Source organism: Pseudomonas sp. FDAARGOS_380, from assembly GCF_002591235.1.
GTDB lineage: Bacteria > Pseudomonadota > Gammaproteobacteria > Pseudomonadales > Pseudomonadaceae > Aquipseudomonas > Aquipseudomonas salmasensis.
The window spans coordinates 2,285,329-2,307,799 of sequence record NZ_CP023969.1; the positions used below are offsets into that span (position 1 = coordinate 2,285,329).

Sequence of the window (22,471 nt, forward strand, 5' to 3'; positions counted from 1 at the left end):
CCCTAAGTGGCCGTTACCGCAGCAATGGATATGTACACAATCCAGCTGCGTTGACCGTGAGGCCGCCTTCGCGAGCAAGCCCGCTCCCACATTTGGATCGCCGGGCGTCAGGTAGATATGCGCTGGCCGCCGGGGCCGTCACGGGAGCAAGCTCCCTCGCCACAGGTCCCGTATTGTGTCAGTCGGACCAGGGGGCCTTTCGAGAGTTGTTCAGCTCAACCAGATAACCATCCCCACCCAACTGGCTCATCTGCTGACGAATCCATGCCGCTCTACGTGCCACATAGGCCGTCGGATGGCTGGCACTCCACACCCGTGGATTAGGCAACACCGCCGCCAGGTAACTGGCCTGCTGCCGCGAAAGCCCTTTGGCACTCACGCCAAAATGGTGCCGCGCCGCCGCTTCTGCGCCAAACACACCTTCATCCCATTCCACGCTGTTGAGGTACACCTCAAGAATCCGCTGCTTGGGCCACAACACCTCAATCAAGCCGGTAAACCAAGCCTCCAGGCCTTTACGCAAATAGCTGCGTCCGGCCCACAGAAACAGGTTTTTCGACACCTGCTGGCTCAAGGTGCTGGCACCGCGAATCGAGCCGCCACGCTCGTTGTGCAGAATCGCCGCCTGGATCGCGCCGAAATCAAAACCCCAATGTTGCGGGAAGCGCTGGTCTTCCCCGGCCATCACCGCCACTTTGAGGTCGTCGGAGACTTCATCCCACGGCACCCAGCTGCGTTGCAGGTCAATGGGTTCGCCGTCGACCCAGGACTCGACCTTGCGCTCTACCATCAGCGCAGTGAACGGCGGCGGCACCACACGAAACAGCAGCACCAGCAACACACTGCCGATGGCAAACCATTTCACGACGTTGAGAAAGCGTTTGAAGAGGACACGCAGCATAGAGATGGCTTGGCCGAACCCGTTGAGCGGGCCATTATACAGACCCTGCCCGATGAGTCTGACTGGAGTTCCCCATGCTGCGTAGCTTTCTGATGCTGGCTGCCTTTTTCGGCTTTACCGGCGTTGCGCTGGGCGCTTTCGCCGCCCACGGCCTGAAAAACCGCCTGAGCGCCGACTACCTGGCGATCTTCCATACCGGCGTGACCTACCAGTTGGTGCATGCCCTGGCACTGTTCGGCGTGGCCTTGCTGGCGGCGCATATTCCGGGCCGGCTGGTGACCTGGGCGGGTGTTTCGTTCACCGTCGGCATCCTGCTGTTCTCGGGCAGCCTGTATGTGCTGACGATGACCGGCATCAGTAAACTGGGGATCATCACGCCGTTTGGCGGGCTGGCGTTCCTGCTCGGCTGGTTCTTTCTGGGCCTGGCGGCGTGGCGCTTGCAGCTTTGACCGCTTGACGCTTGGAGCTGACCTTCAGGTTCCAATCGCGCTAGAATGCGGGCCCCTAAAAACGATGGCGGCCCGTGGCATGCGCATTCAGTTGAACGGCGAACCCTATGAACTGCCCGACGGTGAAACCGTTGCGGCCCTGCTGACCCGTCTGGACCTGACCGGGCGTCGCGTCGCAGTGGAGCTCAACTTGGATATCGTCCCGCGTAGCCAGCACGCCGAGACCTCGCTGAAAGAAAACGACCAGGTCGAAGTGGTCCACGCCATCGGCGGCGGCTAGCCCGCCACGGCCGCAACGCATTCTGCAGAACCTCATCCAACCAGAGGATTTCCCATGAGCATCGTTCGTAGCGACAAGCCTTTCGTCCTGGCCGGTCGTACCTACCAGTCCCGTCTGCTGGTCGGCACCGGCAAGTACCGCGACATGGAAGAAACCCGCCTGGCCATCGAAGCCTCGGGTGCCGAGATCGTCACCTTCGCCGTGCGCCGCACCAACCTCGGCCAGATCGAGGGCGAGCCGAACCTGCTCGAAGTGCTGTCGCCGCAGCGCTACACCTTCCTGCCCAACACCGCTGGCTGCTACGACGCCATCGAAGCCGTGCGCACCTGCCGCCTGGCCCGTGAGCTGCTCGACGGCCACAACCTGGTGAAGCTGGAAGTGCTGGCCGACCAGAAAACCCTGTTCCCCAACGTGATCGAAACCCTCAAGGCCGCCGAGACCCTGGTCAAGGAAGGCTTCGATGTGATGGTCTACACCAGTGATGACCCGATCATCGCGCGCCAACTGGCAGAAATCGGCTGCATTGCGGTGATGCCGTTGGCCGGTCTGATCGGTTCCGGCCTGGGGATCTGCAATCCGTACAACCTGCAGATCATCCTCGAAGAAGCCAAGATTCCGGTACTGGTGGATGCGGGCGTGGGCACAGCCTCCGACGCGACCATCGCCATGGAACTGGGCTGCGACGCCGTACTGATGAACTCGGCCATTGCCCATGCCCAGCAACCAATCATGATGGCCCAAGCCATGAACCACGCCATCGTCGCGGGCCGCCTGGCCTACCTCGCCGGGCGCATGCCGAAAAAACTCTATGCCAGCGCCTCTTCGCCGCTGGATGGTCTGATCAAGTAAGAGCTATTGATGACTGAATCAAACGAAACGCCGAACACCGTGGAAGAGGGCGACGAGTCCAAGCACCGCCGCATCAAGAGTTTTGTGATGCGCGCCGGTCGCATGACCGAAGGCCAGCAAAAGGGCCTGGAGCAGGGCACGCCGCTGTTCGTGTTGCCCCTGGCCGATGCGCCGGTGGATTACGACCAAGTGTTTGGCCGTTCGGCCCCGCGCTCCCTGGAAATCGGTTTCGGCATGGGCCATTCCCTGCTGGAAATGGCTGCGGCCGCCCCGGAGCAGGATTTCATCGGTGTGGAAGTCCACCGCCCAGGCGTCGGCGCACTGCTCAACGGCGTACTGACCCAGGGCCTGAAAAACCTGCGGGTCTACGACTGCGACGCGATTGAAGTGCTCAACCGCTGCATCGCTGACAACAGCCTCGACCGCCTGATGCTGTTCTTCCCCGACCCATGGCACAAGGCCCGTCACCACAAGCGCCGCATCGTCCAGGCCTCCTTCGCGGAGCTGGTGCGCAGCAAGCTGAAAGTGGGCGGCATCCTGCACATGGCCACCGACTGGGAACCGTATGCGGAATACATGCTGGAAGTGATGAACGTTGCCCCTGGCTACCGCAACCTGGCCGAAGACGGCAAATGCGTACCACGCCCGGCCGAGCGGCCGATCACCAAGTTCGAACGCCGTGGCGAGCGATTGGGGCATGGGGTGTGGGATTTGAAGTTTGAGAAGCAATAAACTGTAGGAGCGAGCTTGCTCGCGAAAAACGTCAACGATAACGCAGCGCTATCAGATAGCCTGCGTCGCCTATGGGTTCTTCGCGAGCAAGCTCGCTCCTACAGGGGATGGGGTTGGGGTCAGCGGCGGTCTGCCACTACCCCAATCAACACCAGCACCACGATCAACACCGGCGCCAGGCTGTAGTTATTGAACTGGCTCAACCCCCGCACAATCCACGGCGTGGCATAGATCAACGCCGCGCCGCTGCCGATCAGGCACAGCAGGGCCATCAAGGGCACGCGCAAGGCGCCGGCGATGCTGCCCAGGCGCGCTTCGACCCAGCCCTTGATGTCGGCGCCAAACAGCACCAGCAAACAGCCCACAAGGGCCAACGAGATTTCCGACAGGTTGCTACGGCTCCAGCGGGATACGGTGGCGAGCAGGTCGAGTACCAGATCCATTCGATTTCCTTAAGAGCTATCAGCTCAAAAACTTCTGCAACAGGTCATTGAGAAAGAGTTGCCCACGGTCGGTGGCCGCCAGGCGTGACGGTTCGACCTGCATTAATCCACTTTGTTCTGCCTCGCGGCGGCCTTCGTCGAGGCTGGCCAGATCAAGGCCGGTGCGCTCGGCGTAGAGCTTGGCATCAACCCCTTCGGTGAGGCGCAGCGCGTTCATCAGGAACTCGAACGGCAGTTCATCGTTGGTCAGTTCTTTCGCGCCGGCCTGGAAGCTTTTGGCCGGGTTGAGGTAGTCCTTCGGTGCACGGGTTTTCCAGGTGCGGATGATGCGCCCGTCCGGGTGGCTGAGCTTGCCGTGGGCGCCGGCGCCGATGCCGATAAAGTCGCCAAAGCTCCAGTAATTGAGGTTATGCCGCGCCGGCCGCCCCGGTTGGGCGTAGGCCGAGACTTCATATTGTGCGTAACCGTGTTCGGCGAGCAGTGCCTGGCCGGCTTCCTGGATATCCCACAGCGTGTCGTCTTCCGGCAGCGCGGGTGGCTGGTTCCAGAACACGGTGTTGGGTTCCAGGGTCAGTTGGTACCAGGACAGGTGCGTGGGCTTGAGTGCAATGGCCTGGCGCAGGTCACCTAGGGCGTCGTCCAGGGACTGGTTGGGCAAGCCGTGCATCAAGTCCAGGTTGAAGTTGTCGAACCCGGCCTCGCGCGCCATGCCGGCGGCGCGCACGGCTTCATCGCCATTGTGGATGCGGCCCAGGGCTTCAAGCTTCTCTTGCTGGAAGCTCTGGATGCCGATGGACAGGCGATTGATCCCCAGCTTGCGGTACGCCACGAACTTTTCTTGTTCGAACGTCCCTGGGTTGGCTTCCAGGGTGATCTCGATATCGTCGGCAAACGGGATACGCGCTTCAACGCCCTTGAGCAGGCGGCCCAGTGCAGCAGCGCTGAACAGGCTGGGCGTGCCGCCGCCAAAGAAGATCGAGCTCAGCTCCCTGCCATACACGGCGTGCAGGTCTTGGTCGAGGTCGGCCAGCAAGGCGTCCACATACTCTTGTTCCGGCAGCACTTTACTGGCGGTGTGGGAGTTGAAGTCGCAATACGGGCATTTGCGCACGCACCACGGAATGTGGATGTACAGCGCCAGGGGCGGCAGATGGGGCAGGGCCGCCCGGGGTGTTTGCGCGCCACCGTGAATCAGCGGCTGCGCAGAGGTGTTCTGGGTCATTTCAAACCCAGGCGCTGGCGCAGTAATGCCATGGCGCGGGCGCGGTGGCTGATTTGGTTCTTGTCGGCCGGGCTCAGTTCGGCGCTGGAGACATTGCGCTCCGGCACCCAGAACAGCGGGTCATAGCCAAACCCATGCTCACCGCTGGCGGCCTGCAGAATGCGCCCGTGCCACAAGCCTTCGCACAGGATCGGCAACGGGTCATCGGCATGTCGCACCAGGGCCAGCACGCAGACGAACTGCGCACCACGCTCAGCCTCCGGTACGTCCTTGAGCGCGTCGAGCAGCTTGGCGTTGTTGGCTGCGTCGCCCTTGCCGTCGGCGTAACGGGCCGAGTAGATGCCAGGGGCGCCGCCGAGAAAGTCCACGGCCAGGCCCGAATCATCCGCCAGGGCTGGCAGGCCAGAGATACGTGCGGCATTGCGGGCCTTGAGGATGGCATTCTCGACGAACGACAGGCCGGTCTCTTCCGGTTCGACCTGGCTGAACTCACCGATCGAACGCAGTTGCACTGACTCACCGAGCATGGCCTGCAGTTCTTTGAGTTTGCCGGCGTTGTGGCTGGCGAGTACGAGTTGGGTAAGGTTCATCATTGGGCCGGGAACAGTTCTTGGTTGAATTGGAAGCCGTGGGCCTTGCCGCCGGTTTCAACATTGATGGTGAAGGTCTTGTATTCCCGTTGCGTCACGGTGTAAGGCGCGAGGTAGCTGATGCCGCCTTTCTCTTCGATCTGCTTGAACGTCAGGATCTCGCTCTTGCCACCCAGGTCCTTGATGGTACCGGTGACTTGCGCGGCCACTGGGCTTACGCCCTTGATCACGGTCACGTTGATCAACCCCTTCTCCTTGCTGCGCACCACGCCGACTTTCTGGGCGGTCTCGGGTGGCAGGAAGCTTGAGGTGAAGGTGTTGTAATGAACGGTGATATCGCCAAAGTCTTTTTTGCGATTAGCGTCGATAGTGTCGGCGGCCATGGCGCTGGCGCCCAGGCATGCGGTCAATAGAAAAATAGCCAAACGACTCATGAACGTCCCTCTTGAAGATGATTAGACGGCAACTTTGTGGTCGGTCAGGCCAGGACTGCTGACCCGGTAAATACCAATTTCGCCCAACAGGTTGGGCCATAGCTTACTCGCCCAGCCGTGGCGGTGCTGTTGATCGACGGCAAGGCGGTTGATCACCTTGGCTTCACGCTCGCCACACAGGGCTTCGAAGTCTTCGAAGGTGCAAAAGTGGATGTTCGGCGTGTTGTACCAGGTGTACGGCAGGAAGTCGGAGACCGGCATGCGCCCCTTGGTGGCCAGGTACCAGCGGCAGCGCCAGTGGCCAAAGTTGGGGAAGGTGATGATGCATTGGCGGCCCACGCGCAGCATTTCGTCGAGAATGCGGTCCGGGTAGTGCACCGCTTGCAGGGCTTGGGTCATCACCACGATATCGAAGCTGTTGCTGGCAAAGTTGCCCAGGCCCTTGTCCAGGTCCTGCTCGATCACGTTGATGCCCTTGGCCACGCACTGGGCGATGTTGTCCGGGTCGTTTTCCAGGCCGTAGCCGGTGACTTGCTTGTGATCGCGCAGCCAGCTCAGCAGTTCGCCGTCGCCGCAGCCCAGGTCGAGCACGCGGCTGCCGGCGGGGATCCAGTCTTGGATGATTTCCAGGTCGGCTCTCATGGCGTTCTCACAAAGTAATGCGGTTCATGTAGTTACTGAACGCCTGCAGGTAGCGTGGGATCGGAATCAGGAAGGCGTCGTGGCCTTGCGGTGCATCGATCTCCAGGTAGCAGACGTCTTTCTTGGCGGCCATCAGGGCATCCACCAGCTCACGGGAGCGTGCCGGCGAAAAGCGCCAGTCGGTGGTGAACGACATCACGCAGAACTTGGCCGTGGCGTGCTCGAAGGTTTTTGCCAGGTCGTCATCGTGGTTGGCGGCCGGGTCGAAGTAGTCCAGGGCCTTGGTCATCAGCAGGTAGGTGTTGGCGTCAAAGCGCCCCGAGAATTCCTCGCCCTGATAACGCAGGTAGCTTTCCACCTGGAACTCGACGCTGTGGAAGTCGTAGTTGAGCTTCTCGCTCTTGAGGCCACGGCCGAATTTCTCACCCATGGAATCGTCGGACAGGTAGGTAATGTGGCCGACCATCCGCGCCAGCATCAAGCCACGCTTGGGGATCACGCCCGCTTCCTGGAACGAACCGCCGTGGAACTCGGGGTCGGTGAGGATCGCCTGGCGCGCCACTTCGTTGAAGGCGATGTTCTGCGCCGACAACTTGGGCGCCGAGGCGATAGCCAGGCAATGACGCACGCGGTCCGGGTAAGTGATGGTCCATTGCAGGGCCTGCATGCCGCCCAGGCTGCCGCCAATCACGGCGGCCCACTGGCTGATGCCCAGTAGGTCGGCCAGGCGTGCCTGGCTGTGCACCCAGTCCTCTACCGTCAGCACCGGGAAGTCGGCGCCGAATGGTTTGCCGGTTTCCGGGTTGAGGCTGCTGGGGCCGGTGGAGCCGTTGCAGCCGCCGAGGTTGTTCAGGCTGACCACAAAGAACTTGTTGGTGTCGATGGGCTTGCCGGGGCCGATGCAACTGTCCCACCAGCCGGGCTTGCGGTCGTCAACGCTATGGAAACCGGCGGCGTGATGATGGCCGGACAAGGCATGGCAGATCAGCACGGCGTTGCTCGCCGTGGCGTTCAGTTGGCCATAGGTTTCGTAGATCAGGTCGTAGGCTGGCAACGAACGGCCGCAGGCCAGGGCCAGGGGTTCGCTGAAATGCGCCACTTGTGGCACGACCAGTCCAACAGAATCGGGGGGGAAGGCAGCTGGCATCGACCCTGCTCTCGTTTAAATGAGGCGTAAGTCTAAAGAGCGGGGACCCTAGCGGCAAGCAAAGGTCGGGGGTAAGCGTGATCGTTCCCACGCTCCGCGTGGGAATGCCTCTTGGGACGCTCTGCGTCCTGCCCTGGTGACGCGGAGCGTCACGGGCTGCATTCCCACGCAGAGCGTGGGAACGATCAGCACAAGCCAGCCCGCCATAAGGGTATGGCGGTCAGATCAGGCCAAACAACTCTTTTGGCATGTAGGCAAAGTAGGCCAGGCGTGGAATCACCCAGCTTTGCAGCAGCTGAATCACGATAAACGCGAAGATCGGCGAGATATCCAGGCCACCCAGGTTCGGGATCAGGCGACGGAAGGGTGCCAGCACGGGTTCGGTGATTTGAGCCACCAACTCGGCACCCGGGCTACGGCTGCCGGGTGCGACCCAGGAGAGAATCACGCTGATGATCATCGACCAGAAAATGATCTTCAGGAACAGCGAGAAAATCCCGATCAGGCCCCATGGCAACAGCAGCACGGTGAAGGCCTGGTAGCCATTGAGCATCAGGATCACCACGAACAGCAAAATCTGCAGCAACAGCGCCAGCACCAGCGACGACATGTCCAGGCCGAACAGGCTCGGGATCACCCGGCGCAGCGGCTTGAGCAGCGGTTGGGTGGCCTTCACCACGAACTGGCACAGCGGGTTGTAGAAGTTTGCACGCACCAGTTGCAGGATAAAGCGCATCAGCACGATCAGCAGGTACAGGCTGCCCAGGGTCTGGATGATGAAAATGGCAGCGTCATTGATTCCGAGCATGTTTGATTACCTTGGTAAGGGACGACTATTTGCCCAGTTGCTCAGCCATCTCGGCTGAACGATGTGCGGCGGCACCCAGTGCTGTTTCCACCAGGGCTTCAAAGCCCCCGGCCTGGAACGACTCGATAGCCGCTTGTGTGGTACCGCCCGGCGAGGTGACGCGACGGCGCAGTTCGGCGGCATCCACCTCGCTGCCGACCGCCATTTTCGCGGCGCCCAGGGCGGTTTGTTCGGCCAGTTGCTCGGCCACGTCGTGGGGCAGGCCCAGCTTGACGCCGGCGGCCGTCATGGCCTCGATCAACAGGAAGAAGTAGGCCGGGCCGCTGCCGGAGACGGCGGTGACCGCATCCAGTTGCTGTTCCTGCTCCAGCCACACGGCGATGCCCACCGCAGACAGCAGTTCCTGGGCCTGGTCACGTTGCTGTGCGGTCACTTCGCCAGTGGCATACAAACCGCTGACGCCCTGGCGCAGCAGCGCCGGGGTGTTGGGCATGCAGCGCACAATGGGCTGGGCGCCGAGCCAGTTGGTCATGCTGGCGCAGGTGATGCCAGCGGCAATCGACACCACCAGTTGATGGGGTTGCAGGCTCGGGCGCAGGCTCTCGCACACGGCCTTCATGGCCTGGGGCTTGACCGCCAGCACGATTACATCGACGCCGTGGATGGCCTCGGCGTTATCGGCGAAGGTTTTTATGCCGTGTTCGGCGCTGACGCGCTCGCGGGTCTCGGCGCCCGGGTCGCTGGCGCGGATCTGCTCGGCGTCCAGGCCCTTGGCCCGCAGGCCACCGATCAGGCTGGCCGCCATGTTACCGGCGCCGATAAAGGCAATACGCGTGTTGCTCATGACAGGTCCTTATTTCGAGGGATGTCAGCCATTTCACGGCTGGCCGTAGTCGCGGGCGCCAAACAGGGCGGTACCGATCCGCACCCAGGTGGCGCCTTGGGCAATGGCCGACTCAAGGTCGTGGCTCATGCCCATGGAAAGTGTGTCCAGCGCCAGGTTCAAGCTGGCTTGCAAGTCGCGCACCGTGGCGAACGCCGCATCCTGTTCGGCCCGATCTTCAGTCGGCTCGGGAATCGCCATCAAGCCCCGCAGCTTCAAGCGCGGCAGGGCGCTGATCGCAGTGGCCAGGGCCGGCAGGTCGGCGGGTGTGCAGCCGGACTTGCTGGCTTCGCCACTGACATTGACCTGGATGCAGATATTGAGCGGCGGCAGGTCGGCCGGGCGTTGTTCGGACAGGCGTTGTGCGATTTTCAGGCGGTCCACGGAATGCACCCAAGCGAAGTGCTCGGCGATGGCGCGAGTCTTGTTCGATTGAATGGGGCCGATGAAGTGCCAACTCAAGGGCAGGTCGGTTAATTCCGCCTGTTTGCCCAGGGCTTCCTGCAGGTAGTTTTCACCAAAGTCGCGCAGCCCGGCAGCGTAGGCTTCACGCACCGCCTGCGCGGGTTTGGTCTTGCTCACGGCCAGCAGGTGGATGCTGCTTGCGTCACGTTGCACGGCGTCGGCTGCGGCGCGGATGCGCTGGCTAACCAGGCCGATGTTGTCTGCTATCGTCGACATTCAAGATGCGCCCGTGGATATGGAGTCCGCGGCATTCTACTGGAAATGGAAAGCCCTATGGATATCACGCAATTGCTGACGGCCAGCGTAAGCCGAGGCGCCTCAGACCTGCATCTGTCAGCCGGCCTGGCACCGATGCTGCGCATTGATGGCGAGGTTTGGCCCCTGGATGGGCCGGCGCTGAACGCTACCCAGGTGGTCGACTTATTGAGCCCTTTGCTGAATAAACATCAACAAAAGGATTTCGAAACATCTCTTGAAACGGATTTTGCCTTCGAGTTGCCGGGTGTGGCCCGCTTCCGGGCGAACGTATTTCGCCAGGATCGCGGCGTGGGTGCGGTGTTCCGGGCTATTGCGACTGAGGTCCAGAGCCTGGAAGCGTTGGGATTGGGCGAGGTGTTCCAGCGAATCGCCCGCCTTCCTCGCGGCCTGGTGCTGGTGACCGGGCCCACCGGCTCCGGCAAATCCACGACCCTGGCGGCGATGATCGACGACCTCAACCGGCATCGACGCCAGCATATCCTCACGCTGGAAGACCCCATCGAGTTTATCCACAGGCCGAAAATGGCCCTGGTCAACCAGCGCCAGGTGCATCGCGACACCCACAGTTTCTCGGTGGCCCTGCGTTCAGCCCTGCGCGAAGACCCGGACGTGATCCTGGTGGGTGAACTGCGTGACCTGGAAACCATCCGCCTGGCGCTGACGGCGGCAGAGACCGGGCACCTGGTGTTTGGCACCTTGCACACCTCGTCGGCGGCAAAGACGGTAGACAGGCTGGTGGACGTCTTCCCGGCCGGGGAGAAGGCGATGGTCCGCTCGATGCTGTCGGAGTCGCTGCAGGCGGTGGTGTCTCAGGTGCTGGTGAAGAAGGTGGGCGGCGGGCGCGTGGCCGCCCATGAAATCATGCTGGGCACCCCGGCGATTCGTAACTTGATTCGCGAAGACAAGGTGGCGCAGATGGTTTCGGCGATTCAGACCGGTGGGGCGTTGGGGATGAAGACTCTGGATATGAGTTTGAAGGCGTTGGTCGGCGCGGGAGTGATTAGCCGGGAAGAGGCGCGGGAGAAGGCGAGGGTGCCTGGGGACATCTAGATCGGCAGGCAGGCCCGGAAACAAATGTGGGAGCGGGCTTGCTCGCGAATACGGTGTGTCAGGCAACGAATAGGCTGACTGATCTACCGCATTCGCGAGCAAGCCCGCTCCCACATTTTCTACTGCATTGCAGTGTTAACTCAGCGCTGCACGATCCGCAGGTTGCTGTTCTGCTCTTTAGGCAGTACCCGCTTGGCAATCACGTAGTTCTTGTTCCAGAACGGCTTTTTCAGCGTGTCGATGCTCACCGACTTGCCACGGCGCGGTGCGTGGATAAAGCGGTCGTTGCCCAGGTAGATGGCAACGTGGTTGACCTGGCGGCTCTTGAGCTTGAAGAACAACAGGTCGCCCGGTTTGAGGTCCTTGCGGTCAACCTTCAACCCATGGCCGGCCGCCATGGCGTTGGAGGTACGGGGCAGGTCCACTGCTTTTACATCGTTAAATGCATATTTCACCAGCCCGCTGCAGTCGAACCCTTTACTTGGGCTGCTGCCGCCCCAACGATAAGGTGTACCGAGCACGTTGACGGCACGGCTCAAGACGTTGCTGCTTTGCTTGGTGTTCACGGCCAGTTGGGTGGAAAGCGCTTTGCCGTTGACCTTGCTCAGTTGAGTCGGGCGGCTGACGGTTGGCTTTGCCGATTTGGCAGTGCTGGGCGTGCTATGGACTTTAGGGGTGAAACCGTTAACGTTCGGAAGTCGTTGCTCACGATTGGTGGCGTGGGCGGCCAGTGGCATTAATAGGCAAATGGTTAGCCATGTCTTGAAAAATGGTCGCATTAGGCGTGGCTCTTATGGGTTTGCGCGCAACTTTATAACAGCTTTTTGTGCTGTTCTCAGGCCGTTTGTCGACTGAACCTTGGGGTCAAACTCAGGAAAAACGCGACGATTCGCCGCAATTGTCCTACACAAGGCAGGTGGCACAAGGCTTTGAGGGCAGGAAGATACCATTTACCGTACGTCGGGCGCCCGTAAAAAAGTCACAAAGAAAATGAAAAAATTTATCTATCGAAGCAAAAGAGGTCCTTCATGAACACCTATCAACAGGTTGGTCAGCAGCACGATACCCACAGTAAGGCGATTGGTTACCTGCTGTGGATTTTCGGTTTTACCGGGGCTCATCGCTTTTATTACGGCAAGCCCGTGACCGGTACAATCTGGTTTTTCACTTTCGGCTTGTTCGGCATTGGCTGGCTGATCGACTTGTTCCTGATCCCGGCCATGGACCGTGAAGCCGACCTGCGGTTTACCGCTGGGCCGATTGAATACAACGTGGCCTGGATTCTGTTGGCGTTCCTGGGGGTGTTTGGTGTGCACCGCATGTATCAGGGCAAATGGATCACCGGCCTGATCTACCTGCTGACCGGCGGTTTGTTCCTGGTCGGGGTGCTGTATGACTTCTGGACGTTGAACACGCAGATCTCGATCCGCAATGCCGAGCGCAACAGCGGCCGCTGAATTCCTAGGCATACACATAAGCAAGTGTGGGAGCGGGCTTGCTCGCGAATGCAGTAGATCAGTCAAATAAATGTCGACTGACACTCCGCATTCGCGAGCAAGCCCGCTCCCACAGTTTTTAGCGTGCCCGCATCAAGCCTGGTAGCTGATCCGCCCATCCATCAAGGTATACCGCACCGTCGCCGGCAGGCTGTGGCCGATGAACGGGCAGTTTTCGCCCTTGGACAACCAACGCTCCCCGGCCACCGTCGAGCTTGCCAGGTCGAACAGCACCAGGTCCGCCGGTGAGCCCACCGCCAACTGGCCCGCCGGCAAGCGCAGGGCTTCGGCCGGGCCGGTGCTCAGGCGTGCCAGCAGTGTCGGCAGGTCCAGCAAGCCGTCTTCGACCAGCGTCATCGCCAATGGCAGCAACAACTCCACACTGCTGATGCCCGGCTCGGTCGCGCCAAACGGTGCCAGCTTGGCGTCTCGCTCGTGAGGTTGGTGATGGCTGGAAATCGCCGACACCACACCCGACTTCACCGCCGCACGCAAACCGTCACGGTCTGCCTTGGTGCGCAGCGGGGGCTGTACGTGGTACAGGCTAGAGAAGTCGATCAGCGCCTCATCCGTCAGGATCAGTTGGTACAGGGCGACATCGGCCGTTACCCGCAAGCCACGGGCCTGGGCCTGGGCGATCAGGGCCACGCCCCGGGCGCTGGTCAACTGGCTGAAATGCGCACGCACGCCGCTTTGTTCCACCAGCAACAGGTCGCGGGCGAGAGCCACGGTTTCTGCGGTTTCCGGAATGCCCGGCAGGCCGAGGAAGCTGGCCACTGCGCCTTCATGGGCTAGGCCGCCTTCGGCCAGGTCGTGGTCCTGGGAGTGGAAGATCACCGTCAAGTCGAAGGTGGCCGCGTATTCCAGGGCGCGGCACAAGGTGCGTGTGCTGCGAAAGCTTTCCAGGCCATTGCCGAAGGCCACGCAACCGGCGTCACGCAGGGCGATCAGTTCGGCAAGTTGTTCGCCATCCAGGCCCTTGCTCAAGGCGCCAATGGGAAACACTTTGCAATTGCCGGCTTCGCGGGCGCGGTCCAGGATCAGCTCGGTCACAGCCGACGTGTCCAGCACCGGCTTGGTATTGGGTGGGCAGCACAGGCTGGTCACGCCACCGGCGGCGGCGGCCTGGGTTTCGCTGGCGATGCTGCCTTTGCGGCTGTAGCCCGGCTCGCGCAGGGCGACATTCAGGTCCACCAGCCCAGGCGCGGCCACCAGGCCCTTGGCATCGATGCTTTGGCCGGCGTTGAAGCCTGCGGGGGCGGCGCCGATGGCGACGATCTTGCCGGCGTCCAGGTGAATATCGGTAACTTGGTCCAGGCCACTGGCCGGGTCGATGACTCGGGCGCCGAGAATGCTGAGCTTCACTGGGCCTGCTCCTGCTCGAATTGACGTTGCGCGGTTTGCCCGCTCATGGCCATGGACAGCACGGCCATGCGCACGGCGATGCCGTAGGTCACTTGGTTGAGAATCACCGATTGCGGGCCGTCGGCCACCGCCGACTCAATTTCCACGCCACGGTTGATCGGCCCCGGGTGCATCACGATGGCATCCGGCTTGGCCTTGGCCAGGCGCGCGGTGGTCAGGCCGAACAGGCGGTAGAACTCACCTTCGCTGGGCAACAAGCCCCCGGCCATGCGCTCGCGTTGCAGGCGCAGCATGATCACCACGTCCACATCCTTGAGGCCCTCGGCCATGTCGGTGTAGACCTTCACGCCATACTGTTCGATACCGATGGGCAACAAGGTTTTGGGCGCGATCACGCGGATATCCGGGCAACCCAGGGCCTTGAGGGCCAGCATGTTCGAACGTGCTACCCGCGAATGCAGGATGTCGCCGACGATGGCCACCGAGAGGTTTTCAAAGCTGCCTTTGTGCCGACGAATGGTGAGCATGTCGAGCATGCCCTGGGTCGGGTGCGCGTGACGGCCGTCGCCGCCATTGATGATCGCCACGTTCGGGCACACATGCTCAGCAATGAAGTGCGCAGCGCCGGAGTCGCCGTGGCGTACCACGAACATGTCGGCCGCCATGGCTTCCAAGTTGCGCAGGGTGTCGAGCAGGGTTTCGCCTTTGCTCGCCGACGAGGTGGACACGTTCAGCGTGATCACATCGGCCGACAGCCGCTGGGCCGCCAGTTCAAAGGTGGTGCGGGTGCGGGTGGAGTTCTCGAAGAACACGTTGCAGATGGTTTTACCGCGCAACAGCGGGACTTTCTTCACCGCCCGGCCACCGACTTCCAGGAATGAGTCGGCGGTATCGAGGATTTCGGTGAGCAGTTCGCGGGGCAAACCGTCGAGGGACAAGAAGTGTTGCAACTGGCCCTGAGCATTGAGCTGCAGCGGGCGCTTGGCATCTAGAGGCGTCATCGCGGGGACTCTGTACAAGGCGGTTTAAAGGGCAAGGTCTTGCAGTTCGAGTTCGAGCGGCGTGGGACCGGACAATTTTACCCGCTGCTGGGGTGCAAGCGACAGGGTGGCGCCTACGACGTCCGGGCTGATCGGCAGCTCGCCAGCGTCCAGGTCCAGCAGGCACACCAGGGTCACGCTGGCCGGGCGGCCATAGTCGAACAGCTCGTTCATGGCGGCGCGGATGGTGCGGCCGCTCATCAGCACGTCGTCGATCAGTACCAAGTGCTGGCCTTCGATCTCGAAGGGCAGGGCCGAAGGGCGCACTTGTGGGTGCAGGCCGTTCTGGCTGAAATCGTCGCGGTAGAAGGACACGTCCAGGGTGCCCAGGGGCGAATCACTGCCCAGTTCTTTGAGCAGCGCCTGGGCCACCCACACGCCACCGGTGCGTATGCCGATAAAACGCGGTTCGCTGATGGCACGGTGTTCCAGGTGCGCCTTGAGGCGTATCGCCATCTGGCTGATCAGTTCGGCAGGGTTCGGCAAGCTCATGGTGGCTCCTTGTTAAGTGTGTAGGAGCGAGCTTGCTCGCGAAAAACGTCAACGATAACGCGTGAAAACCTGGAAGTGCGCGGTGCCTGTGAGTTCTTCGCGAGCAAGCTCGCTCCTACAAAAACGGCATAGCAGCAAGCCGCGTCAGTCAGGATTCAAATAAAGCGGTGTTTTCATCCAGCCAGCCCTGCAACAGCAAGGCGGCGGCGATGGCGTCCACCGGGTTGTCGCGATAACTGCCCTTTTGCCCGCCACGGTCACGGCGCTCACCCTTGGCTTCAAAGGTGGTGAGGCGTTCGTCGTGGGTATAGAAGGGCAGGTTGTAGCGGCCATTGAGGCGGCGTGCGAACTTCTCGGCGCGCAGGCACATGTCACTGGGGGTGCCATCCATGTTCAGGGGCAGGCCGACCACCACCGCGTCAGGCTTCCACTCTTTGATGAGGGCTTCGACCTGGTTCCAGTCCGGCACGCCGTTCTGGGCCTTGAGGGTGCACAGCTCGCGGGCCTGGCCGGTGATGACCTGGCCAACTGCTACGCCGATCTGCTTGGTGCCGTAGTCAAAACCGAGGATCAGACGCAAAGCCATCAGGCGTGCCCCGCCTGGCTGGTCAGCAGGCTGAGGTTGACCCGCAGCTTGGCCGCGGCCGCTTCCAGGCGCAGTTCGCTGGCGGTGTTGAACAGGATGTCAGCGTCGAAGGGGCAGGTCAGCCAGGCATTGCTGGCCAGTTCGGCCTCCAGCTGCCCGGCTTCCCAACCGGCGTAGCCCAGGGTGATCACACTTTGCTCAGGGCCGACGCCGTCGGCGATGGCGAACAGCACGTCCTGGGACGTGGACAGTGACACGCCTTCAAGGTCTACCGTGGCCTGATACTTCGGCCCGGTGGGGTGCAAGACAAAACCGCGATCGGTCTGCACCGGCCCGCCGATGTAGATCGGCACATGCTGGCAGCTTGCCGGCGGGTCGATTTCCGGGCGCAGTTGCTCAAGGATATCGGCCAGGTTCAGCTCCTGCGGGCGGTTGACCACCAACCCCATGGCACCATTGGCCGTGTGCTCGACGATGTAGGTCAAGGTCTGCGCAAAGTTCGGGTCGGCCATATGGGGCATGGCGATCAGGAATTGGTGCTTGAGGTAAGTCGGGCTGACGTTTTTCATGTCCGCTAGTGTGGCGTTGGAGGGGCGAACTGACAAGTGCGGGCGCGAGCCTGATCGCTGATCGTTCCCACGCTCCGCGTGGAAATGCATCCCGGGGCGCTCCGCGCTCCAAGAGCAGACGCAGAGCTTCCATGGCGGCATTCCCACGCGGAGCGTGGGAACGATCTGTGCGATCAGTTACTGGACAACCGATCGCCCTTGGCGAACCGCCAGGTGCGGATGATTTCCAGGCGGTCCACGTCGTTCAAGTCGCCGCTGAACGGCGCAAAGGGCGCGGCCAGCCGTACGATGCGTTGCGCGGCCTGGTCCAGCAGCGGCTGGCCGGAGGACTCCAGCACCTGCACTTCATACAGCGAGCCGTCACGGTTGATCGACACCAGTAAGCGCAAATTGCCATAAATCTGCTGGCGCCGCGCCTCGTCCGGGTAGTTGAGGTTGCCAATGCGTTCGACCTTCTTGCGCCACTCGTCTTTATACCAGGCGCCTTTGTCGCGCATGGTTGAGGCGGCGTTCAGGCGGTAGATGCGCGGGCGCTTGGCATACAGCTGTTGCTCGTGGGCCAGTTCGGCTTCCAGGCTGGAAATTTCGTCGGACAACGTCGAGCTGTCGAACGTCGGCGCAGGTTTCACCGGTTCGGGCTTGGGTTCGGTCTTGGCCTTTTCGCGCTGGGTCGGGGCTTTTTGCGGCTTGGGCGCGACGGTGGCTACCGCAGCCTTGGGCGCGGCCTGCTTGACCTCGGGCTTGGACGCCGGCGGCGGGGTGACCTTCTTGACCTGGTTGTCGTGGAAGGGCGCCACTTCGGTGGTCTTGGGCACGGCTTTCTTGTCGAGGGTGCCGCTGCCCTGCTGGTTGTCTTGGGCGAGAAAGTCAGCCTTTTCGGGCTTCTTTTCGCTCTTGAACGTGGCAAGGGTGATTTCCAGGGTCTTGGTAATCTGCTTGGGTTCGACCAGGGTGAACCCCACGCCCAGGAGCAGGGCGAGGTGAATCAGCGCAGCGAGGAACAGGGTAAAACCGAGACGATCAGCCGGGCGCACGCCGTTATGGGTGAATTCGGGGGGCAGATCGGACGGGAGTGTCATGACAAGAAAACCAACATCGCGCGTTTCACAGGTGGCGCATGATAACGCAATGTTGGTGTGTGTCCGGCTGTTCTATGTCACTTGGCTTTTAGCTTGCGCTCAATGGCGGCCATCAGCATTTCGCCGATGTTCGTGCCAAATGCATTGTCGATCTCGCGAATACAGGTCGGGCTGGTGACGTTGATTTCAGTGAGGTTCTCACCAATTACGTCGAGTCCGACAAACAGCAGGCCTTTTTCCCGCAGGGTCGGGCCGACTTGAGCGGCGATCCAGCGGTCCTTGTCCGACAACGGCCGCGCTTCACCGCGACCACCGGCGGCCAGGTTGCCACGGGTCTCGCCGGCTGCCGGGATACGCGCCAGGCAATAATCCACCGGCTCGCCGTCGATCATCAGGATGCGCTTGTCACCGTCCTTGATCGCCGGCAGGTAGGCCTGCCCCATGATCTGCTGGGTGCCCAGGGCGGTCAGGGTTTCGAGGATCACCGACAGGTTCGGGTCGCCTGCGCGGTGACGGAAGATCGAGGTGCCGCCCATGCCGTCCAGCGGCTTGAGGATCACATCGCCATGCTTGGCGGCGAATTCACGCAGTACGTCGGCGCGGCGGCTGACCACGGTCGGTGGCGTGCACTGCGGGAACAGGGTGGCGAACAGCTTTTCATTGCAATCGCGCAGGCTTTGCGGCTTGTTGACGATCAACACGCCAGCCCGTTCGGCCTGCTCCAGCAGGTAGGTGGAGTACACAAACTCCATGTCGAACGGCGGGTCCTTGCGCATCAGGATCACGTCGAGGTCGCTCAGGGGGCTGTCGATTTCGTCCGAAAGCTCGAACCACTTCTCAGGGTTGGCGAACACCTGCAGCGGGCGCATGCGTGCGCGGGCCTCGCCGTCACCCTGGTAAAGATCGCGCTGCTCCATATAGAACAAGGTCCAGCCGCGGGCCTGGGCGGCCAGGAGCATGGCCAGCGAACTGTCCTTTTTATAGGAAATGCTGGCGATAGGGTCCATGACAATGCCGACGCGAACGCTCATGGGGATTTCCTCTAGCAAATTAGGGCGCATAAAAGTGGCGTCAGAGTGGCGCTGCGGCTGTTGTGGGTCAAGGAAAAACCACTGGGCGGGTGCCTCGATAGATTGCGCCAGGAGACTGTGCTAAAAAGGCTGGCACGGCGCAGCAGCCCTTGTATTCCAAGGCTTGCGGCGTTCATCCTGTGCAACATCAGGCAGTACACACCGAAAACCGATTCGCTGTGGCGATGGTAGAGCAGATATGGAACAGCATTCCAACGCCTTGAAGGTGATGGTGATCGACGATTCGAAGACGATCCGCCGCACCGCCGAGACGCTGTTGAAGAACATGGGGTGCGAGGTCATCACGGCGATCGACGGTTTCGACGCCCTGGCCCGTATTGTCGATCATCACCCGCACATTATCTTTGTCGACATCATGATGCCGCGCCTGGATGGCTACCAGACCTGCGCCCTGGTGAAGAACAACCCGGCGTTCAAATCGATCCCGGTGATCATGCTGTCCTCCAAGGACGGCCTGTTCGACAAGGCCAAGGGGCGCATCGTGGGTGTCGATCAGTTTTTGACCAAGCCTTTCAGCAAGGAAGAACTGCTGGGGGCGATCAAGGCCTATGTGCCTGGGTTCGCCGCAGTAGAACAAGCACACTGACGCCGCCTCACGAGGGCCGGCGCCGACCAATGTAGCGGGGAAAACCATGGCACGTGTTCTGATCGTCGACGATTCGCCGACCGAAATGTACAAACTCACCGGCATGCTGGAAAAGCATGGCCACCAGGTGCTCAAAGCCGAAAACGGCGCGGATGGCGTGGCCCTGGCCCGCCAGGAAAAACCCGACGCCGTGCTGATGGATATCGTGATGCCTGGCCTCAATGGCTTCCAGGCCACGCGCCAGTTGTCCAAGGAGCCGGAAACCAACGGTATCCCGATCATCATCATTACCACCAAAGACCAGGAAACCGACAAGATCTGGGGCGCGCGCCAGGGCGCCAAAGACTACCTGACCAAGCCGGTGGATGAAGAAACCCTGATTGCCACCCTGAACAAGGTGCTGGCCGGCTAAGGCTTGCGATCATGACCGAGTCGCAAACCGCCTTCGAGCTGCTGCTGGACATCGACCGCCGCTGCCGCTTGCTGGCCGCGGACCTGCCGTCCCAGGAAACGCGCCTGCAACGCTGGAGCGGCATCGCTTTCCGTGTAGGGTCAAACGCCTACGTGGCGCCCATGGGCGAAGTCGCCGAGGTGTTGCATGAGCCGCGCTGCACCTTGATGCCGGGGGTCAAGCCCTGGGTCAAAGGCGTGGCCAACCTGCGCGGGCGCTTGCTGCCGGTGATGGACCTGGGCGGTTTCCTGGGCCTTGAGTTATCCAAGGCGCGCAAGCAACGGCGGGTGCTGGTGGTGGAGTTCAACGACCTGTTTGTCGGGCTGCTGGTAGACGAGGTGGTAGGCATGCAGCATTTCCCATTGGACGCCTGGGTGGCCAGCACCGCCTCGAGCGCGCCGTTTATTCAGGGCCAGTTCGACGGCGACCCGCAGTGGCAGGTCTTCAGCCCCTTCGCCCTGGCCCAGGCCCCTGGCTTCATGGATGTTGCCGCATGAGCACCGCTACTACGCCCAAACCCCAGGCCGCTTCGCGCAGCCGTTCGCAGATCATCGTGCTGTTTATTGCCTTGATCGTGTTCATCATGTTGCTGTTCGCCAACTTCGCGTACCTCAACACCCAGTCCACCTACGACAAACAGTACATCGGCCACGCCGGTGAGCTGCGCGTGCTGTCCCAGCGCATTGCCAAGAACGCCACCGAAGCTGCCGCGGGGAAAGCGGCGGCGTTCAAGCTGCTGGGCGATGCGCGCAATGATTTTGCCCAACGCTGGGGCTACCTGAAAAAAGGTGACCCGCAAACCGGTTTGCCGGCGGCGCCCAGTGCGGTGCGCGCTGAAATGCGGGCGGTGCAGACCGGCTGGGAGGCGCTGCTGAAAAACACCGACGCGATCCTGGCCAGCGAGCAGACCGTGTTGTCGTTGCACCAAGTGGCGGCGACTCTGGCCGAAACCGTGCCGCAACTGCAGATCGAGTCGGAAAAGGTCGTGGATAGCCTGCTGCAACGCGGCGCCCCGGCCAGCCAGGTGGCCTTGGCCCAACGCCAATCGCTGCTCGCCGAACGTATCCTGGGGGCGGTCAACACCGTGCTGGCGGGGGATGAAACCGCGGTGCAGGCCGCCGATGCTTTCGGCCGCGATGCCAACCGTTTTGGCGTGGTGCTCAATGGTATGCTCAACGGCAACCCTGGGCTGCGTATCACCCAGGTCGAAGACCCGGACGCCCGGGCGCGGCTGGCGGACATTGCCGAGCTGTTCGAATTTGTCTCCGGCTCCGTGGATGAAATTCTCGAGACCTCGCCGCAGTTGTTCCAGGTGCGCGCCTCGGCGAGCAATATTTTCAACCTGTCGCAAACCCTGCTCGATGAAGCCTCGCACCTGGCCACCGGTTTTGAAAACCTTGCCAGCGGGCGCAGTTTGGACACCATCGGCGGTTACGTGCTGGGCTTGCTGGCGTTGGCCTCGATCATCCTGATCGGCCTGGTCATGGTGCGCGAGACCAACCGCCAACTGCATGAAACCGCGCAGAAGAACGAGCGCAACCAGAACGCGATCATGCGCCTGCTGGATGAAATCGAAGACCTGGCCGACGGCGACCTTACCGTCACCGCCTCGGTCACCGAAGACTTTACCGGCACCATCGCAGACTCCATCAACTATTCCGTGGACCAACTGCGCGACCTGGTCGCCACCATCAACCTCACCGCTGGGCAGGTCGCGGGCGCGGTGCAGGACACCCAGGCTACCGCGATGCACCTGGCCCAGGCGTCGGAGCACCAGGCCCAGCAGATTGCCGAAGCGTCCACGGCGATCAACCAGATGGCGCAGTCCATCGACCAGGTATCGGCCAACGCGGCCGAATCCTCGGCGGTGGCTGAACGTTCGGTAGAGATCGCCAACAAAGGCAACGAGGTGGTGCACAACACCATCCACGGCATGGACAACATTCGCGAACAGATCCAGGACACCGCCAAGCGCATCAAGCGCCTGGGCGAGTCGTCCCAGGAAATTGGCGACATCATCAGCCTGATCGACGACATCGCCGACCAGACCAACATCCTCGCCCTCAACGCCGCGATCCAGGCCAGCATGGCCGGTGACGCCGGGCGCGGCTTTGCGGTGGTGGCCGATGAAGTGCAACGGCTGGCCGAACGCTCCTCGGCGGCCACCCGGCAGATCGAAACCCTGGTACGCACCATCCAGGCCGACACCAACGAAGCGGTGATCTCCATGGAACAGACCACCACCGAAGTGGTGCGCGGCGCGCGCCTGGCCCAGGACGCCGGGGTGGCACTGGAAGAGATCGAAGGTGTGTCCAAAACCCTGGCGGCGCTGATCCAGAGTATTTACAACGCGGCGCAGCAACAGACCTCATCGGCGGGGCAGATTTCCCTGACCATGAACGTGATCCAGCAGATCACCACGCAGACTTCGTCGGGTTCCACCGCCACCGCCGAAAGCATTGGTAACCTGGCGAAGATGGCCAGCCAGTTGCGCAGGTCGGTGTCAGGTTTCACCTTGCCGCCGCCCAAGCAGGTGGACGATTGAAATGCAATCAAAATGTGG

General features: G+C 61.7%; 28 protein-coding genes. 10 read left to right on the forward strand and 18 right to left on the reverse strand.

What is annotated here, in order from left to right:
- Nucleotides 1–178: 178 nt before the first annotated feature.
- Entirely contained in the window at nt 179–901 is a 723-nt protein-coding gene (gene mtgA, locus CRN80_RS10730; RefSeq protein WP_098950122.1) for a monofunctional biosynthetic peptidoglycan transglycosylase, read from the reverse strand.
- A gap of 74 nt (nt 902–975) precedes the next feature.
- On the opposite strand from mtgA, the gene CRN80_RS10735 reads away from it, so the two are divergent.
- The 4 genes from CRN80_RS10735 (at nt 976) to trmB (ending at nt 3,211) form a co-directional block, all read left to right on the forward strand.
- Nucleotides 976–1,350, forward strand: a complete 375-nt coding sequence (locus CRN80_RS10735) for a DUF423 domain-containing protein (protein ID WP_032894704.1) — start codon at nt 976–978, stop codon at nt 1,348–1,350.
- A gap of 79 nt (nt 1,351–1,429) precedes the next feature.
- Nucleotides 1,430–1,630, forward strand: a complete 201-nt coding sequence (gene thiS / locus CRN80_RS10740; RefSeq protein WP_032894705.1) for a sulfur carrier protein ThiS — start codon at nt 1,430–1,432, stop codon at nt 1,628–1,630.
- A 54-nt stretch (nt 1,631–1,684) separates the two neighbouring features.
- Nucleotides 1,685–2,479, forward strand: a complete 795-nt coding sequence (locus CRN80_RS10745) for a thiazole synthase (protein WP_003195103.1) — start codon at nt 1,685–1,687, stop codon at nt 2,477–2,479.
- A gap of 9 nt (nt 2,480–2,488) precedes the next feature.
- A complete protein-coding gene (gene trmB / locus CRN80_RS10750) occupies nt 2,489–3,211 on the forward strand; it encodes a tRNA (guanosine(46)-N7)-methyltransferase TrmB (RefSeq protein WP_032894706.1) in 723 nt (240 codons plus the stop codon).
- A 119-nt stretch (nt 3,212–3,330) separates the two neighbouring features.
- Here trmB and CRN80_RS10755 read toward each other — a convergent pair whose 3' ends face one another.
- From CRN80_RS10755 to CRN80_RS10795, 9 genes are all read right to left on the reverse strand, one after another.
- Nucleotides 3,331–3,654 carry a DUF3392 domain-containing protein gene (locus CRN80_RS10755; protein WP_003195099.1) on the reverse strand — a complete coding sequence of 108 codons (324 nt, stop codon included), beginning with the start codon at nt 3,652–3,654 and terminating at the stop codon, nt 3,331–3,333.
- Nucleotides 3,655–3,673: 19 nt separating this feature from the next.
- Nucleotides 3,674–4,876 (reverse strand): radical SAM family heme chaperone HemW, encoded by a 1,203-nt coding sequence (hemW, locus tag CRN80_RS10760; RefSeq protein WP_098950123.1) that lies wholly within the window; start codon nt 4,874–4,876, stop codon nt 3,674–3,676.
- The gene (gene rdgB, locus CRN80_RS10765; protein WP_032894708.1) at nt 4,873–5,469 is read right to left on the reverse strand and encodes an RdgB/HAM1 family non-canonical purine NTP pyrophosphatase; all 597 of its coding nucleotides are present in this window, start codon (nt 5,467–5,469) and stop codon (nt 4,873–4,875) included. The genes hemW and rdgB overlap by 4 nt, the downstream gene beginning before the upstream one ends.
- Entirely contained in the window at nt 5,466–5,900 is a 435-nt protein-coding gene (locus CRN80_RS10770) for a DUF4426 domain-containing protein (protein ID WP_032894709.1), read from the reverse strand. The genes rdgB and CRN80_RS10770 overlap by 4 nt, the downstream gene beginning before the upstream one ends.
- A 21-nt stretch (nt 5,901–5,921) precedes the next feature.
- Entirely contained in the window at nt 5,922–6,542 is a 621-nt protein-coding gene (gene metW / locus CRN80_RS10775; RefSeq protein WP_003195091.1) for a methionine biosynthesis protein MetW, read from the reverse strand.
- A 7-nt stretch (nt 6,543–6,549) separates the two neighbouring features.
- Entirely contained in the window at nt 6,550–7,689 is a 1,140-nt protein-coding gene (locus CRN80_RS10780) for a homoserine O-acetyltransferase (protein WP_032894712.1), read from the reverse strand.
- Nucleotides 7,690–7,909: 220 nt separating this feature from the next.
- A complete protein-coding gene (locus tag CRN80_RS10785) occupies nt 7,910–8,497 on the reverse strand; it encodes a YggT family protein (RefSeq protein ID WP_003195087.1) in 588 nt (195 codons plus the stop codon).
- A 25-nt stretch (nt 8,498–8,522) separates the two neighbouring features.
- Complete coding sequence (gene proC, locus CRN80_RS10790; RefSeq protein WP_056783041.1) at nt 8,523–9,341, reverse strand: pyrroline-5-carboxylate reductase; 819 nt, start codon at nt 9,339–9,341, stop codon at nt 8,523–8,525.
- 33 nt (nt 9,342–9,374) lie between these two features.
- Nucleotides 9,375–10,061 (reverse strand): YggS family pyridoxal phosphate-dependent enzyme, encoded by a 687-nt coding sequence (locus tag CRN80_RS10795; protein WP_032894716.1) that lies wholly within the window; start codon nt 10,059–10,061, stop codon nt 9,375–9,377.
- 57 nt (nt 10,062–10,118) lie between these two features.
- Here CRN80_RS10795 and CRN80_RS10800 point away from each other — a divergent pair, with 57 nt between their 5' ends.
- Nucleotides 10,119–11,153 carry a type IV pilus twitching motility protein PilT gene (locus CRN80_RS10800; protein ID WP_098950124.1) on the forward strand — a complete coding sequence of 345 codons (1,035 nt, stop codon included), beginning with the start codon at nt 10,119–10,121 and terminating at the stop codon, nt 11,151–11,153.
- A gap of 140 nt (nt 11,154–11,293) precedes the next feature.
- On the opposite strand, the gene CRN80_RS10805 is transcribed toward CRN80_RS10800, so the two are convergent.
- Entirely contained in the window at nt 11,294–11,932 is a 639-nt protein-coding gene (locus CRN80_RS10805; RefSeq protein WP_056783034.1) for a C40 family peptidase, read from the reverse strand.
- Nucleotides 11,933–12,181: 249 nt separating this feature from the next.
- On the opposite strand from CRN80_RS10805, the gene CRN80_RS10810 reads away from it, so the two are divergent.
- Nucleotides 12,182–12,610, forward strand: coding sequence for a TM2 domain-containing protein (locus tag CRN80_RS10810; protein WP_032894720.1), 429 nt, complete (start codon nt 12,182–12,184; stop codon nt 12,608–12,610).
- Between the two features lie 132 nt (nt 12,611–12,742).
- On the opposite strand, the gene CRN80_RS10815 is transcribed toward CRN80_RS10810, so the two are convergent.
- From CRN80_RS10815 to gshB, 7 genes are all read right to left on the reverse strand, one after another.
- Entirely contained in the window at nt 12,743–14,014 is a 1,272-nt protein-coding gene (locus CRN80_RS10815; RefSeq protein WP_098950125.1) for a dihydroorotase, read from the reverse strand.
- On the reverse strand, nt 14,011–15,015 hold the full coding sequence (locus CRN80_RS10820; protein WP_014720325.1) for an aspartate carbamoyltransferase catalytic subunit: 1,005 nt from the start codon (nt 15,013–15,015) through the stop codon (nt 14,011–14,013). Before CRN80_RS10820 ends, CRN80_RS10815 begins: the two co-directional genes overlap by 4 nt.
- Before the next feature lie 24 nt (nt 15,016–15,039).
- Nucleotides 15,040–15,546 (reverse strand): bifunctional pyr operon transcriptional regulator/uracil phosphoribosyltransferase PyrR, encoded by a 507-nt coding sequence (gene pyrR, locus CRN80_RS10825; RefSeq protein WP_056783033.1) that lies wholly within the window; start codon nt 15,544–15,546, stop codon nt 15,040–15,042.
- A gap of 148 nt (nt 15,547–15,694) precedes the next feature.
- A complete protein-coding gene (ruvX, locus tag CRN80_RS10830; protein WP_003195067.1) occupies nt 15,695–16,132 on the reverse strand; it encodes a Holliday junction resolvase RuvX in 438 nt (145 codons plus the stop codon).
- The gene (locus tag CRN80_RS10835; protein WP_032894725.1) at nt 16,132–16,701 is read right to left on the reverse strand and encodes a YqgE/AlgH family protein; all 570 of its coding nucleotides are present in this window, start codon (nt 16,699–16,701) and stop codon (nt 16,132–16,134) included. The genes ruvX and CRN80_RS10835 overlap by 1 nt, the downstream gene beginning before the upstream one ends.
- 173 nt (nt 16,702–16,874) lie before the next feature.
- Nucleotides 16,875–17,780, reverse strand: coding sequence for an energy transducer TonB (locus tag CRN80_RS10840; RefSeq protein ID WP_098950126.1), 906 nt, complete (start codon nt 17,778–17,780; stop codon nt 16,875–16,877).
- Between the two features lie 77 nt (nt 17,781–17,857).
- On the reverse strand, nt 17,858–18,811 hold the full coding sequence (gene gshB, locus CRN80_RS10845) for a glutathione synthase (RefSeq protein ID WP_003195061.1): 954 nt from the start codon (nt 18,809–18,811) through the stop codon (nt 17,858–17,860).
- 238 nt (nt 18,812–19,049) lie between these two features.
- Here gshB and pilG point away from each other — a divergent pair, with 238 nt between their 5' ends.
- Genes pilG through CRN80_RS10865 form a run of 4 tightly spaced genes read left to right on the forward strand, consistent with a single transcriptional unit; the run spans nt 19,050 to nt 22,453 of the window.
- The gene (gene pilG / locus CRN80_RS10850; protein WP_014720321.1) at nt 19,050–19,457 is read left to right on the forward strand and encodes a twitching motility response regulator PilG; all 408 of its coding nucleotides are present in this window, start codon (nt 19,050–19,052) and stop codon (nt 19,455–19,457) included.
- A 46-nt stretch (nt 19,458–19,503) separates the two neighbouring features.
- Nucleotides 19,504–19,869 carry a twitching motility response regulator PilH gene (gene pilH, locus CRN80_RS10855; RefSeq protein WP_014720320.1) on the forward strand — a complete coding sequence of 122 codons (366 nt, stop codon included), beginning with the start codon at nt 19,504–19,506 and terminating at the stop codon, nt 19,867–19,869.
- A gap of 11 nt (nt 19,870–19,880) precedes the next feature.
- Entirely contained in the window at nt 19,881–20,405 is a 525-nt protein-coding gene (locus CRN80_RS10860; RefSeq protein ID WP_098950127.1) for a chemotaxis protein CheW, read from the forward strand.
- Entirely contained in the window at nt 20,402–22,453 is a 2,052-nt protein-coding gene (locus tag CRN80_RS10865) for a methyl-accepting chemotaxis protein (RefSeq protein WP_098950128.1), read from the forward strand. The genes CRN80_RS10860 and CRN80_RS10865 overlap by 4 nt, the downstream gene beginning before the upstream one ends.
- Nucleotides 22,454–22,471: the final 18 nt, after the last annotated feature.

Bases quoted from the DNA above. Each gene is read 5' to 3' on its own strand.
- mtgA (WP_098950122.1), bottom strand. From the start codon at position 901: ATGCTGCGTGTCCTCTTCAAACGCTTTCTCAACGTCGTGAAATGGTTT.
- CRN80_RS10735 (WP_032894704.1), top strand. From the start codon at position 976: ATGCTGCGTAGCTTTCTGATGCTGGCTGCCTTTTTCGGCTTTACCGGC.
- thiS (WP_032894705.1), top strand. From the start codon at position 1,430: ATGCGCATTCAGTTGAACGGCGAACCCTATGAACTGCCCGACGGTGAA.
- CRN80_RS10745 (WP_003195103.1), top strand. From the start codon at position 1,685: ATGAGCATCGTTCGTAGCGACAAGCCTTTCGTCCTGGCCGGTCGTACC.
- trmB (WP_032894706.1), top strand. From the start codon at position 2,489: ATGACTGAATCAAACGAAACGCCGAACACCGTGGAAGAGGGCGACGAG.
- CRN80_RS10755 (WP_003195099.1), bottom strand. From the start codon at position 3,654: ATGGATCTGGTACTCGACCTGCTCGCCACCGTATCCCGCTGGAGCCGT.
- hemW (WP_098950123.1), bottom strand. From the start codon at position 4,876: ATGACCCAGAACACCTCTGCGCAGCCGCTGATTCACGGTGGCGCGCAA.
- rdgB (WP_032894708.1), bottom strand. From the start codon at position 5,469: ATGATGAACCTTACCCAACTCGTACTCGCCAGCCACAACGCCGGCAAA.
- CRN80_RS10770 (WP_032894709.1), bottom strand. From the start codon at position 5,900: ATGAGTCGTTTGGCTATTTTTCTATTGACCGCATGCCTGGGCGCCAGC.
- metW (WP_003195091.1), bottom strand. From the start codon at position 6,542: ATGAGAGCCGACCTGGAAATCATCCAAGACTGGATCCCCGCCGGCAGC.
- CRN80_RS10780 (WP_032894712.1), bottom strand. From the start codon at position 7,689: ATGCCAGCTGCCTTCCCCCCCGATTCTGTTGGACTGGTCGTGCCACAA.
- CRN80_RS10785 (WP_003195087.1), bottom strand. From the start codon at position 8,497: ATGCTCGGAATCAATGACGCTGCCATTTTCATCATCCAGACCCTGGGC.
- proC (WP_056783041.1), bottom strand. From the start codon at position 9,341: ATGAGCAACACGCGTATTGCCTTTATCGGCGCCGGTAACATGGCGGCC.
- CRN80_RS10795 (WP_032894716.1), bottom strand. From the start codon at position 10,061: ATGTCGACGATAGCAGACAACATCGGCCTGGTTAGCCAGCGCATCCGC.
- CRN80_RS10800 (WP_098950124.1), top strand. From the start codon at position 10,119: ATGGATATCACGCAATTGCTGACGGCCAGCGTAAGCCGAGGCGCCTCA.
- CRN80_RS10805 (WP_056783034.1), bottom strand. From the start codon at position 11,932: ATGCGACCATTTTTCAAGACATGGCTAACCATTTGCCTATTAATGCCA.
- CRN80_RS10810 (WP_032894720.1), top strand. From the start codon at position 12,182: ATGAACACCTATCAACAGGTTGGTCAGCAGCACGATACCCACAGTAAG.
- CRN80_RS10820 (WP_014720325.1), bottom strand. From the start codon at position 15,015: ATGACGCCTCTAGATGCCAAGCGCCCGCTGCAGCTCAATGCTCAGGGC.
- pyrR (WP_056783033.1), bottom strand. From the start codon at position 15,546: ATGAGCTTGCCGAACCCTGCCGAACTGATCAGCCAGATGGCGATACGC.
- ruvX (WP_003195067.1), bottom strand. From the start codon at position 16,132: ATGGCTTTGCGTCTGATCCTCGGTTTTGACTACGGCACCAAGCAGATC.
- CRN80_RS10835 (WP_032894725.1), bottom strand. From the start codon at position 16,701: ATGAAAAACGTCAGCCCGACTTACCTCAAGCACCAATTCCTGATCGCC.
- CRN80_RS10840 (WP_098950126.1), bottom strand. From the start codon at position 17,780: ATGACACTCCCGTCCGATCTGCCCCCCGAATTCACCCATAACGGCGTG.
- gshB (WP_003195061.1), bottom strand. From the start codon at position 18,811: ATGAGCGTTCGCGTCGGCATTGTCATGGACCCTATCGCCAGCATTTCC.
- pilG (WP_014720321.1), top strand. From the start codon at position 19,050: ATGGAACAGCATTCCAACGCCTTGAAGGTGATGGTGATCGACGATTCG.
- pilH (WP_014720320.1), top strand. From the start codon at position 19,504: ATGGCACGTGTTCTGATCGTCGACGATTCGCCGACCGAAATGTACAAA.
- CRN80_RS10860 (WP_098950127.1), top strand. From the start codon at position 19,881: ATGACCGAGTCGCAAACCGCCTTCGAGCTGCTGCTGGACATCGACCGC.
- CRN80_RS10865 (WP_098950128.1), top strand. From the start codon at position 20,402: ATGAGCACCGCTACTACGCCCAAACCCCAGGCCGCTTCGCGCAGCCGT.